Below are 11,748 nucleotides of genomic sequence, written 5' to 3' on the forward strand. Positions count from 1 at the left end.
GCCGCGCCGGCACCCCCAGGTTCACCCACAGGGAGGTCGCCGGCACCTGCAACTCCAGCGGCAGGCGGGCCGGCCAGTGGGCCAGATGGGGGCGGGGGGGGGGGGTCGGCAGCAATCGGGGCGCTCCCAGTGGGATACACAATACGACGTTGGTTCAACCTGAAAACGGCTGTTGGATGCTTTTGCCAGCGCTGCTGTTGGGGGGTCAGGCAAGGCGCGACGACGCGGCAGGCTCGTGCCTGAAAGGAGGCGCAACACCGCATGGCGCTCCAAAAGCGGTGCTGGCAAGTGCATAGCGCTGTCACCCCAAAGGTGAGGCTGCAAAAACAACCCAAGGCCAGAGCCCACGCGGTGTGCGCCAAGATTACAAGCGGTCAACTGCCGTTTTTAGGGTGACTCCGCCGACCCCTTTGTCCCGCCCGGGACAAATTGAAACGTGAGGTGGGTTTGAAGTCTCTACAATAAAAAAAGCACGACCGTTCTTTTGTCACTTTCCAAGGAAGCAACAGCATGACCGCTGAATACAAAGTCCACGGCTCGGTTGCCGTGATCACGCTGGCGAACCCCCCCGTCAATGGATTGGGTCTGGCAACCCGCCAGGGCATCGTTGAAGGCCTGGGTCGAGCCCATGCGGATGCAGCGGTCACGTCCATCGTGATCACTGGCGCGGGTGGTGCGTTTTCCGGCGGCGCCGACATCAAGGAATTTGGCACCGACAAGTCGTTACAAGAGCCGAACCTGCTGTCGGTGATCGCTGCCATCGAACACTCGCCCAAGCCGGTGGTCGCCGCCATCCACAGCGTTGCCATGGGCGGCGGCCTGGAGCTGGCCCTGGGTTGCCACTACCGCATCGCGGCCCCTGGTTGCGCGATTGCCCTGCCGGAGGTCAAGCTGGGCCTGATCCCTGGCGCGGGCGGCACGCAGCGACTGCCCCGCGTGATCGGTGTCGAGGCAGCCCTGAACATGATCGTGAGCGGTGAGCCGGTCAAAAGCGAAATCATTGCTGCGATGTCCGGCCAAAAGCTGTTTGACACGATGTCCGCGTCGGCCGAGTCGCTTGCGGCGGAAGCCCTGGCGTTTGCCCAGCGCGTGGCCGAAGACCATGTCGGGGGCAGACCGCTGCCCTTGGTTCGCAACCTTCCCTGCAAGCATCCCGAGGGCGACGCGTACTTCCAGTTCGCGCGCAACATGGTCCAGGGCATGGCCAAGCACTTCCCGGCACCAGTCAAGTGCGTGGACGCCGTCGAAGCCGCCACAAAAAAGAAGTTTGCCGATGGCATGGCCGTCGAGCGCGAGATCTTCATCAACCTGATGTGGACGCCTGAATCGCGCGCGCTGCGCCACCTGTTCATGGCCGAGCGTGCTGCAAGCAAGATTCCTGACGTGGCAGCCGACACCCCCCAGCGCGACATCAAGCGGGTGGGCGTGATCGGCGCGGGCACCATGGGTGGGGGTATTTCAATGAACTTCCTGAACGCAGGCATCCCGGTCAAGATTCTGGAGATGAGGCAGGAGGCCCTGGACCGCGGTGTGGCCACGATCCGGAAGAACTACGAAGCCCAGGTCAGCAAGGGCAAGCTCAAGCAGGACAACTACGAGCAGCGCATGGCCCTGCTGAGCACCACGCTGACCTACGACGACCTCAAGGACTGCGATCTCATCATTGAGGCCGTCTTTGAAGAGATGGGCGTCAAAGAAGCCGTGTTCAAGCAGCTTGACGCCGTGGCCAAGCCCGGTGCCATCCTGGCGTCCAACACCTCGACGCTGGACGTGGACAAGATCGCGGCCTTTACCAAGCGCCCGCAGGACGTCGTGGGCATGCACTTTTTCAGCCCCGCCAACGTGATGAAACTGCTGGAAGTGGTGCGCGGCAAGGAAACCGCCAAGGACGTGCTGGCCACCGTGATGGCGACGGCCAAGAAGATCAAGAAGACCTCGGTGGTTTCGGGCGTGTGCGATGGCTTCATCGGCAACCGCATGATCGAGCAGTACAGCCGCCAGGCGGGCTTTTTGCTGGACGAAGGCTGCACGCCCCAGCAGGTGGACAAGGCCATCGAGGCCTTCGGCTTTGCCATGGGCCCGTTCCGCATGGGTGACCTGGCGGGCAACGATATTGGCTGGGCCATCCGCAAGCGCCGCGCAGTCGAGCGCGCCGACATGAAGTACAGCCGCACGGCCGACAAGCTGTGCGAACTCGGCCGCTTTGGACAGAAAACCGGTGCAGGCTGGTATGACTACCAGGCCGGCAAGCGCGATGCGATCCCGAGCGACCTGGTCAACGCGATGATCGAAGACCACCGTTCGGCCCTGGGCATCACGCCGCGCAAAATTTCAGACGAGGAAATCGTGCAGCGCCTGGTGTTTGCTCTGGTCAATGAAGGCGCGCACATCCTGGAAGACGGCATTGCCAGCAAGTCCGGCGATATCGACATGGTGTACCTCACTGGCTATGGCTTTCCCATCCACCGGGGCGGCCCCATGCACTACGCCAGCGAAGTCGGCCTTTTCAACGTGGTGCAGGCGATGAACCGCTTTGCCAAGAACCCGCTGGATGACGCCGCGTTCTGGAAACCCGCGCCGCTGCTGGCCAAGCTGGCCGCTGAAGGCAAGGCTTTCCAGTAAGCGCGCTTCTTCTTACCGAGCAAAGGATTCCACATGACCTCCGCAGTGATTGTTTCCACCGCCCGTACCCCGCTTGCCAAGAGCTGGAAGGGTTCCTTCAACATGACGCATGGTGCCACCCTGGGCGGCCATGTCGTGCAGCACGCCGTGCAGCGTGCCGGCATTGACCCCGCTGACGTGGACGACGTCATCATGGGCTGCGCCAACCCCGAAGGCGCGACGGGGATGAATATCGCGCGCCAGATCGCACTGAAGGCGGGCCTGCCCATCACGGCCTCGGGCATGACGGTCAACCGCTTTTGCTCGTCGGGCCTGCAGACCATTGCCCTGGCGGCGCAGCGTGTGATTGCCGGTGAAGCCGACGTGTTCGTGGCGGGCGGCGTTGAGAGCATCTCCTGTGTTCAGCAGGAGATGAACCTGCACATGATTCAGGACCTGGCCCTGGCCAAGCACAAGCCCGAGATTTACTGGAGCATGCTGCAAACCGCCGAACAGGTGGCCAAGCGTTACCAAATCAGCCGCGAAGCCATGGACGAGTACGGTGCGGCCAGCCAGCAAAAGGCGTGCGCCGCACAAGCCGCCGGCCTGTTTGATGCCGAGATCGCGCCCATCAGCGTGACCGCCGGCGTGGCCGACAAGACCCTGGGGCTGATCACCCGGCAAGTGACCGTGAGCAGGGACGAGGGCACGCGCGAAGGCACCACGGTGCAGGCTATCAGCGGCTTGCGCTCGGCGCTGCCGGGTGGCCTGATCTCAGCCGGCAATGCCAGCCAGTTTTCAGACGGTGCCGGTGCCTGCGTGGTGACCAGCGAGGCGTATGCCAGCAAGAAGGGGCTCAAGCCGCTGGGCCGGTTTCTGGGCTTTGCGGTGGCAGGATGCGAGCCGGACGAGATGGGTATCGGCCCCGTCTTTGCCGTGCCCAAGGTGCTCAAGAAGCTGGGCCTTGCGGTGCAGGATATCGACCTGTGGGAACTGAACGAAGCCTTTGCCGTGCAGGTGCTGTATTGCCGCGATACGCTTGGCATTCCGGCCGATCGCCTGAACGTCAATGGCGGCGCGATTGCCCTGGGCCATCCCTACGGTGTGTCGGGCCAGCGCCTGACGGGTCATGCACTGATTGAAGGCAAGCGCCGCGGTGCGAAAAAGGTGTGCGTGACCATGTGCATTGGTGGCGGTATGGGTGCTGCCGGGATCTTCGAGGTGCTCTGATCCATGGCCCCGATCGCCCTGTGCATGGCCTGTGGCTTGCGGTCGCGTGCCGGGGTTTTTGTGGCTTTGGCCCTGTTTTTGTTGTAGCTTCCGCTTGTTGATCGACAGGCCCCAAACGCCACCTTTGCCTCAAAGCCCATGAGCCTGCGCCCCACCATTGAGTTTCTGCTGTACCAGTGGCTGGAGGTAGATACGCTGCGTGAGCGGGAGCGCTTTGCCGACCACTCCCGCGACACTTTCAACGCCGTGCTCGATACCTGCGAGCGCATTGCCCGCGAGAAGTACGCTCCGTTCAACCGCACGGTCGATACCCAGGAGCCGCACTTCGATGGCGAGACGGTGACGCTGCCGCGGTGCACGCACGATGCGCACAAGGCATACGCGGAGTCGGGCATGCTCAGCGCCGCGCAGGACTACGACGTCGGCGGCATGCAGTTGCCCTACACGGTGGAGGCTGCAGCCAACAGTTTTTTTGCGGCCGCGTCGGTCAGCATCGGCGCTGGCTTGCTCACGGTGGGCAACGCGAATTTGCTGATGGCGCACGGCACCGCGCTGCAAAAAAAGGTGTTTGCACTCAACGAATTTTCGGGCCGCTTCTCGGGAACCATGTGCCTGTCGGAGCCGCAGGCGGGCTCGTCGCTCAGTGATGTGGCCACACGCGCAGTACCCGACGAGGGCCCGGCGGTAGCCACCGATGGCGCCGTCCATTGGCAAAGCGACCCGCTGGGACCGCGCTACCGCCTTCAGGGCAACAAGATGTGGATTTCGGCGGGCGAGCATGAGCTGACCGACAACATCATCCACCTGGTGCTGGCCAAGATTCCCGGCCCCGATGGCAAGCTGGTGCCTGGCACCCGGGGCATTTCGCTGTTCATCGTTCCCAAGAAGCTGGTGGATGCCGAAGGCAGGCTGACTGGCGTGCGCAACGATGTGGCGCTGGCAGGCCTGAATCACAAGCTGGGCTGGCGCGGCACCACCAACACGCTGCTCAACTTTGGCGAGGGCAAGTACCCGGTGGACGGGCGGGCTGGTGCCGTAGGCTACCTCGTCGGCCAGCCGGGCAAGGGCTTGCACTGCATGTTCCACATGATGAACGAGGCCCGCATTGGCGTGGGCATGGCGGCCACCATGCTGGGCCTGGCCGGTTACTACGCCAGTCTGGACTACGCCCGAAACCGTCCCCAGGGCCGCCCCGCGCAGGGCGGGCAGACGGCGGTGGGCGCAGCCCCGGCGGTGGTGAAAGACGCCGCGCAGCCCCAGGTGCGCATCATTGAGCATGCCGACGTCAAGCGCATGCTGCTGGCGCAAAAGGCCTATGGCGAAGGCGCGCTGGCGCTCAACCTGTATTGCGCCCGCCTGGTCGACGAGATGCGCACTGGCGAAGCCGCCCTGGCCGACGATGCCTGCATGCTGCTGGAGGTGCTCACCCCCATTGCCAAGAGTTGGCCCAGTGAGTGGTGCCTGGAGGCCAACAGCCTGGCCATCCAAATCCACGGCGGCTATGGATACACGCGCGACTTTCCGGTCGAGCAATACTGGCGCGATAACCGCCTGAACATGATCCACGAAGGCACCCATGGCATCCAGGCCATGGATTTGCTGGGCCGCAAGGTACTGATGGAGGGCGGCCGTGGCCTCACGCTGCTGGCGGGTCGCATCAATGCCACCATCGAACGCGCCATCCAGGTGCCCACGCTGGCAGCCCACGCCAACGCGCTGGGCGCAGCGCTGCAGCACGTGGGCGCGGCGACCCAATCGGCCTGGGCCACGGGCCAACCAGCGGATGCGCTGGCCAACGCCGTGCCATACATGCAAGCGTTTGGCCACACGGTGCTGGCCTGGATCTGGCTGGACGTAGCGCTGGCTGCTCTGGCTGCCGACGCAGGCCAGGCGCAGGCTCCCACGGCAGGGCGGCTGGGCGCTACGCGCTATTTCTTCCATTACGAGCTGCCCAAGATCGAAGCCTGGCTGCAGGTGGTGCACAGCCGCGATGCCACCTGTGCGGCGTTCCCGGAGGATGCCTTCTGATATGGCGACCCTGCGAACATTGCAGCGCTTGCAGACGCTCATCTGGGTGCTGATCTACGGCGGCCTGCTCACCCTGGTCCTCGGCATCGCCACGGCGCGTGCGGATGGCGCGCTGGGCTGGACGCTGGGCGTGGCCGGTGGCCTCGTCGCCGCCGTGGGCGTGGTGCTGATCTTCGTGCGCGCACGCATGAAGCCGGACGCGGATCGCTGAGGCCACAGGCCCCCGCAGCGGGCCCGGCCCGGTACCCGCTTGAACCTAAAAACGGCAGTTGGATGCATTTGTCAGCGCTGCTTTTGGGGCGCCAGGCAAGGCGCGACGACGCGGCAGGCTCGTGCCTGCAAGGAGGAGCAACACCGCATGGCGCTCCAAAAGCGGTGCTGGCAAGTGAATAGCGCTGTCACCCCCAAGGTGAGGCTGCAAAAACAACCCAAGACCCGAGTCCACGCGGTGTGCGGCAAGATGACAAGCGGTCAACTGCCGTTTTTAGGTTGAACAGAGGGCGGGGCGCCGCGAGCCGCGCAAGCGACACGGCGTGCTTCGCAAGCACCGCACAATGTCACCAGCGACGCAAGCGCCAATGGTGCAGCACGGACGATGCCAGCAGCCTCGCTGCGGCACACTCCGATCCCGCGCCCAGTCGTGCGCCATTCAATGCCAGGAGACCCCATGATTGCCCGCACCATTGAGCAACTGTTTGACCTGACGGGCAAGACGGCCCTTGTGACCGGCGGCTCGCGCGGACTGGGGTTGCAACTGGCGCACGCGCTGGGTGAGGCGGGCGCACGCATCATGCTCAGCTCGCGCAAGGCCTCCGATCTGGAAGAAGCTGTTGCCGAACTGCAGGCTGCGGGCATCGACGCGCGCTGGATCGCGGCGGACTGCGCCGATGAGGCCGACATCCGTCGCCTGGCTGATCAGACGCTGCAGCGCATGGGCGGCGTGGATATCCTGGTGAACAACGCGGGTGCCGCCTGGGGCGCTCCGGCCGAGGACCATCCCGTGCAGGCCTGGGACAAGGTGATGAACCTCAATGTGCGCGGCTATTTCATCCTCTCTCAGCATCTTGCCAAGCACAGCATGATTGCGCGTAAATGTGGCAGCATCATCAACGTGGCGTCGATTGCGGGCCTGGGCGGCAACCCCAAGCGGATGAACACCATTGCTTACAACACATCCAAGGGTGCGGTCATCAACTTCACCCGTGCGCTGGCGGCCGAATGGGGCAAGTACAACATCCGTGTCAACGCAATCTGCCCGGGTTTCTTCCCGAGCAAGATGACCGCTGGCACGCTCCAGGCCCTGGGCGAGGAGGCCCTGGCCGCGCATGCGCCGCTGGGCCGCCTGGGCGATGATGAGGATCTGAAGGGTCTGTGCGTGTTGTACGCGTCGGATGCTGGCAAGCACATCACGGGTCAGTGGTTGGCTGTGGACGGCGGGGTGAGTATCGTTACCGGCGGTTGATTCATTGAGTCGGGATCGTTGCACCCGAAACACCCGTTCGGGCTGAGCATGTCCAGGCCTTGCGCGGCGCTTCGACAAGCTCAGCGTGGGCGGCTTCAGGTGCATTGATGCCTAAGTTCTAAGGAAATCCCTTGAAAAGTTTCGGTGTCGAAATTCCGTTTGTCAGCCACCTGGGCTTCACGCTGCACCGCATGGAAGGTGGTGAGTCGGAGCTGCGCTACGAGGCCAGGCCCGAGCATCTGAACTCGTTTGAAGTGACCCACGGCGGCGCGTCGATGACGCTGCTGGACGTGACCATGGCCACCGCGGCGCGCAGTCTGACGCCCGAGATGGGCGTGGTCACCATCGAGATGAAGACCAGCTTCATGCAGCCCGCGCGCGGCCCGCTGGTGGCCAGGGGGCGGCTCATCCATCGCACCGCCACCATGGCCTTCACCGAAGGCACGGTGGTTGACGCGCAGGGCAGGGTGTGTTGCCACGCTACGGGCACGTTCAAGTACGTCAAGCGCTTGCCGGTGGACGGGCGCAATGTCAACAACCTCAGGGTCATTTCCACCGATTGAGTGAAAAATTGAAGTAAAAATAGCGTTTACGCTTGATGTGTATGCGATAGCAGCTATCAAAAAAATAGCATTTACAGCATTTTTGAAGGAGTTCGCCCATGCCCCGCAACCAGCAAATCGTTCTCGACAACCGCCCCCAGGGCGAAGCCGTGGCCAGCAACTTCAAGCTGATCGCTACCGACACCCCCGCGCTCAAAGACGGTGAGGTGCTGGTGCGCCACCACTACCTGAGCCTGGACCCCTACATGCGCGGCCGCATGAATGAGGGCAAGAGCTACGCCGCATCGCAGGCCCTGGGTGAGGTGATGATTGGCGGCACGGTGGGCGAGGTGGTCGAGAGCCGCAGCACCAGGTACACCGTGGGCGACAAGGTGGTGGGCATGGGTGGCTGGCAGGAATACTCGGTGGTTGACGGCAACGCCGTGGGCGCGCTGCGCAAGGTGGATACAACCCATGTGCCGCTGTCGCACTACCTGGGGGCCGTCGGCATGCCCGGCGTGACGGCCTGGTACGGCCTGGTGAAAATCATCGCCCCCAAGGCGGGCGAGACCGTGGTGGTGAGCGCTGCCACCGGTGCGGTGGGCAGTGCGTTTGCCGCGCTGGCCAAGGCCCGTGGCTGCCGCGTGGTGGGTATTGCGGGTGGCCCCGACAAGTGCAAATACGCCACCGAAGAACTGGGCTTTGACGTGTGCATTGACCACCGCGAGCATGGCGACCTCAAGTCCATGTCCAGAGCCCTCAAGGAAGCCTGCCCGAACGGCATCGACGGCCATTTTGAAAACGTAGGCGGCTACATCCTCGACGCCGTGCTGCTGCGCACCAATGCGTTTGCCCGCGTGGCCGTGTGCGGCATGATCGCCGGCTACGACGGCCAGCCGCTGCCGTTGCAGAACCCTGCGCTCATCCTCATCAACCGCTTGAGGGTCGAGGGCTTCATCGTCAGCGAGCACATGGAGGTGTGGCCGGAGGCCCTCAAGGAACTGGGCATGCTGGTGGCCACGGGCAAGCTGCGCCCGCGCGAGACCGTTGCCCAGGGCATCGCTGCGGCGCCCGAAGCCTTCCTGGGTCTGCTCAAGGGCAAAAATTTCGGCAAGCAACTCGTCAAGCTGGTGTGAGGTATCGCTTGAGTTACTTTGCGCCTGCCTTCGCTAGAGGGACGCTGCCGCTACCGCCACCGGCAACGGATGCGATCGCGGCGTGGCGCGGCGGCCCTGGCGCAGCGGCTCCGGCGTGGGGCGCATCAGTCGCACCGGCGGTGCTCACGCCCGATTTTTTCGGAATGCGCCCATGACAATCCGATGGGTGTGGGCCCGCTTTGATGACCTGGGCGTGCACGCGCTGCACGACGCGCTTGCGCTGCGCTGCGAGGTCTTCATCCTGGAGCAAGGCCCCTACCAGGACCCGGACGCAGCGGACAAGCGGTCGTACCACCTGCTCGGGTATGACGCTGCGGGCGCGCTGCAGGCTTGCCTGCGCGTGGTGGACCCGGGGGTGAACTACCCCGAGCCCTCCATCGGCCGGGTGGTGACCGCCAGGCACGCGCGCGGCAACGGCACTGGCCGGGCACTCATGCAAGAGGGCATTGCCCGTTGCCAGGAGGCCTGGCCGGGCCAGGGCATCCGCATCAGCGCGCAGGCCCATTTGCGGGGTTTTTACGGCAGCCTGGGCTTCACGGCGGTGTCTGAGGAATATCTGGAAGATCACATTCCCCATGTCGAGATGCTCAGAAGTGCGACCCCTAACGGATCAGCCCCATCATCGTGACCACCACCCGAGCCGGGCACGGGTCAGTAGGGGCCAGTGACCGGCAGATCTTCAGCGGAGAAACCGATGTCCCACCTCATCTTGCACCACTACCCGTCGTCGCCGTTCTCCGAAAAGATCCGCGCCGTGCTGGGCTACAAGCAACTGGCCTGGAAGTCCGTCATCATCCCCAGCGTCATGCCCAAGCCCGATGTGGTGGCGCTCACCGGCGGCTACCGCAAGACGCCCATCCTGCAGGTCGGCTCCGACATCTACTGCGACTCGGCCCTGATCTGCGATGTGCTGGAGCACGAGCAGCCCGAGCCCATGCTCTACCCGCCACACATCAAAGGCGTGGCGCGCGTGTTTGCGCAGTGGGCCGACTCCACGCTGTTCTGGGCTGCCATGGCCTACAACCTGCAGCCCAAGGGTGCAGCCCTGTTGTTTGCCAAGCTGCCCGCCGAAGCGGCCCAGGTGTTTGCAGCCGACCGCCGCGCCATGAGCGGCGGCATGCGCCGCGACCGGCCCGAGGACGCCACGGCTGCCTACCGCTCATACCTGCGCCGCATTGCGCACATGGTTGAAGAGCACGACTTTCTCTTCGGCGCCGCGCCCTGCCTGGCCGACTTCGCGGCTTACCATCCGCTGTGGTTCACGCGCCAGTGTGTGCCGTTGATGTCCGACATCTTCACGGCCACACCTGCCGTGCTGGAGTGGATGGACCGCATGGCCGACATGGGCCATGGCCGCATGGAGCCGTTCACCGCGCACAGTGCCATCGCCGTGGCGGCGGGGTCGGATCCCTTGCCTTTGGTTGGCGATGTGTTCCAGGATGAACACGGCATCCCGCTGGGCAGCCAGGTGACGGTTGCGGCTGAAAGCTTCGGCACCGAGCCGACCGAGGGCGAGCTGATCGCCGCCACCCGCACCCGCTACAGCCTGCGCCGGACTGACCCGCGTGCGGGAACGGTGCATGTGCATTTCCCGCGCATCGGATATGTCCTCCGAGCATGCCTCTGAGCAGAGCCCGCCCAGCAAGGGAACGCCGGATGCAGTCGAATACCCGCGATCGTTACGCACTGAAGGAGACACACCCATGATCGACCGCTTTTCCGGCAAAACCGCCGTGCTCACCGGCGCCGGCTCGGGCTTTGGTCTTGAATGCGCGCGCATCGGGGCCCGCCTGGGCATGAACCTTGTTCTGGTCGATGTGCAGCAGGACGCGCTTGATGCAGCCGCCGCCGAAATGCAGACCGCCGGGGCGCAGGTGCTGTCGTGCAAGGTCGATGTATCCAGCGCCGCGCAGATGGAGCAACTGGCCGCCGATGTGCAGCAGCGCTTTGGCGCGCCGCACCTGGTGTTCAACAACGCGGGAGTGGGCGCGGGCGGCCTGGTGTGGGAAAACTCGGCCATCGACTGGCAATGGGTGCTGGGCGTGAACCTGATGGGTGTGGTGCACGGCGTGCGACTGTTCACGCCGATGATGCTGGCCGCCGCCAAGGCCGACCCCACCTGGCGCGGGCACATCGTTAACACGGCCAGCATGGCCGGCCTGCTCAACGCCCCCAACATGGGCATCTACAACGTGAGCAAGCACGCGGTGGTCAGCCTGTCCGAAACGCTGTACCAGGATCTCCGCCTGGTGACTGACCAGATCAGCGCCAGCGTGTTGTGTCCGTATTTTGTACCCACGGGCATCAGCCAGAGCCATCGCAACCGTCCGCAAGACATGGCCATAGACCGGCCCACCAAAAGCCAGCTCATCGGCCAGGCGATGAGCGACAAGGCCGTGAGCAGCGGCAAGGTCACGGCCGCCGAGGTGGCGCAAAAGGTGTTTGACGCCGCCGCGCAGGGCCAGTTCTACATCTACAGCCACCCCAAGGCGCTCGCCTCGGTGCAGACGCGCCTGGAGGACGTGGTGATGGGGCGCAACCCCAGCGATCCGTTCGAAGCCCGGCCCGAGCTGGGAGCCCAACTGCGGGCCGCATTGCGATCCGACTGATCCGCGCTGGGCGTGGCGGCCGCGCCCGCATCTGTGAGCGGCCGCCATCGCGCAGACCGAAAGCCCAGCGCGAGGGCGGTCTGTGCATGGGGCGTGGCCACCGCAGGGTGCACCCTATG

At 64.5% G+C, this 11,748-nt stretch carries 10 protein-coding genes; all 10 read left to right on the plus strand.

What is annotated here, in order from left to right:
• The first annotated feature begins 510 nt into the window (after positions 1–510).
• The 10 genes from ACK543_RS11025 (at position 511) to ACK543_RS11070 (ending at position 11,629) form a co-directional block, all read left to right on the plus strand.
• Positions 511–2,622, plus strand: coding sequence for a 3-hydroxyacyl-CoA dehydrogenase NAD-binding domain-containing protein (locus ACK543_RS11025; RefSeq protein WP_409942894.1), 2,112 nt, complete (start codon positions 511–513; stop codon positions 2,620–2,622).
• A 33-nt stretch (positions 2,623–2,655) separates the two neighbouring features.
• Positions 2,656–3,831, plus strand: a complete 1,176-nt coding sequence (locus tag ACK543_RS11030; protein WP_409942895.1) for an acetyl-CoA C-acyltransferase — start codon at positions 2,656–2,658, stop codon at positions 3,829–3,831.
• Positions 3,832–3,969: 138 nt separating this feature from the next.
• On the plus strand, positions 3,970–5,859 hold the full coding sequence (locus ACK543_RS11035) for an acyl-CoA dehydrogenase (RefSeq protein ID WP_409942896.1): 1,890 nt from the start codon (positions 3,970–3,972) through the stop codon (positions 5,857–5,859).
• A gap of 1 nt (position 5,860) precedes the next feature.
• Entirely contained in the window at positions 5,861–6,070 is a 210-nt protein-coding gene (locus ACK543_RS11040) for a hypothetical protein (RefSeq protein WP_409942897.1), read from the plus strand.
• 459 nt (positions 6,071–6,529) lie between these two features.
• The gene (locus tag ACK543_RS11045) at positions 6,530–7,321 is read left to right on the plus strand and encodes an SDR family oxidoreductase (RefSeq protein ID WP_409942935.1); all 792 of its coding nucleotides are present in this window, start codon (positions 6,530–6,532) and stop codon (positions 7,319–7,321) included.
• 131 nt (positions 7,322–7,452) lie between these two features.
• A complete protein-coding gene (locus ACK543_RS11050) occupies positions 7,453–7,884 on the plus strand; it encodes a PaaI family thioesterase (RefSeq protein ID WP_409942898.1) in 432 nt (143 codons plus the stop codon).
• A 98-nt stretch (positions 7,885–7,982) separates the two neighbouring features.
• Entirely contained in the window at positions 7,983–8,999 is a 1,017-nt protein-coding gene (locus ACK543_RS11055) for an NADP-dependent oxidoreductase (RefSeq protein ID WP_409942899.1), read from the plus strand.
• A 172-nt stretch (positions 9,000–9,171) separates the two neighbouring features.
• A complete protein-coding gene (locus ACK543_RS11060) occupies positions 9,172–9,648 on the plus strand; it encodes a GNAT family N-acetyltransferase (protein WP_409942900.1) in 477 nt (158 codons plus the stop codon).
• Positions 9,649–9,714: 66 nt separating this feature from the next.
• Positions 9,715–10,647, plus strand: coding sequence for a glutathione S-transferase family protein (locus tag ACK543_RS11065; protein ID WP_409942901.1), 933 nt, complete (start codon positions 9,715–9,717; stop codon positions 10,645–10,647).
• Between the two features lie 76 nt (positions 10,648–10,723).
• Positions 10,724–11,629 carry an SDR family oxidoreductase gene (locus ACK543_RS11070; RefSeq protein ID WP_409942902.1) on the plus strand — a complete coding sequence of 302 codons (906 nt, stop codon included), beginning with the start codon at positions 10,724–10,726 and terminating at the stop codon, positions 11,627–11,629.
• The last annotated feature ends 119 nt before the right edge of the window (positions 11,630–11,748 follow it).

Source organism: Acidovorax sp. (genome assembly GCF_046341535.1).
In the GTDB taxonomy this organism is placed as follows: Bacteria; Pseudomonadota; Gammaproteobacteria; order Burkholderiales; family Burkholderiaceae_C; genus Acidovorax.

What these genes read in the sequence shown, in the direction of transcription:
- ACK543_RS11025 (WP_409942894.1), top strand. Translation starts at nt 511, where the DNA reads ATGACCGCTGAATACAAAGTCCACGGCTCGGTTGCCGTGATCACGCTG.
- ACK543_RS11030 (WP_409942895.1), top strand. Translation starts at nt 2,656, where the DNA reads ATGACCTCCGCAGTGATTGTTTCCACCGCCCGTACCCCGCTTGCCAAG.
- ACK543_RS11035 (WP_409942896.1), top strand. Translation starts at nt 3,970, where the DNA reads ATGAGCCTGCGCCCCACCATTGAGTTTCTGCTGTACCAGTGGCTGGAG.
- ACK543_RS11040 (WP_409942897.1), top strand. Translation starts at nt 5,861, where the DNA reads ATGGCGACCCTGCGAACATTGCAGCGCTTGCAGACGCTCATCTGGGTG.
- ACK543_RS11055 (WP_409942899.1), top strand. Translation starts at nt 7,983, where the DNA reads ATGCCCCGCAACCAGCAAATCGTTCTCGACAACCGCCCCCAGGGCGAA.
- ACK543_RS11060 (WP_409942900.1), top strand. Translation starts at nt 9,172, where the DNA reads ATGACAATCCGATGGGTGTGGGCCCGCTTTGATGACCTGGGCGTGCAC.
- ACK543_RS11065 (WP_409942901.1), top strand. Translation starts at nt 9,715, where the DNA reads ATGTCCCACCTCATCTTGCACCACTACCCGTCGTCGCCGTTCTCCGAA.
- ACK543_RS11070 (WP_409942902.1), top strand. Translation starts at nt 10,724, where the DNA reads ATGATCGACCGCTTTTCCGGCAAAACCGCCGTGCTCACCGGCGCCGGC.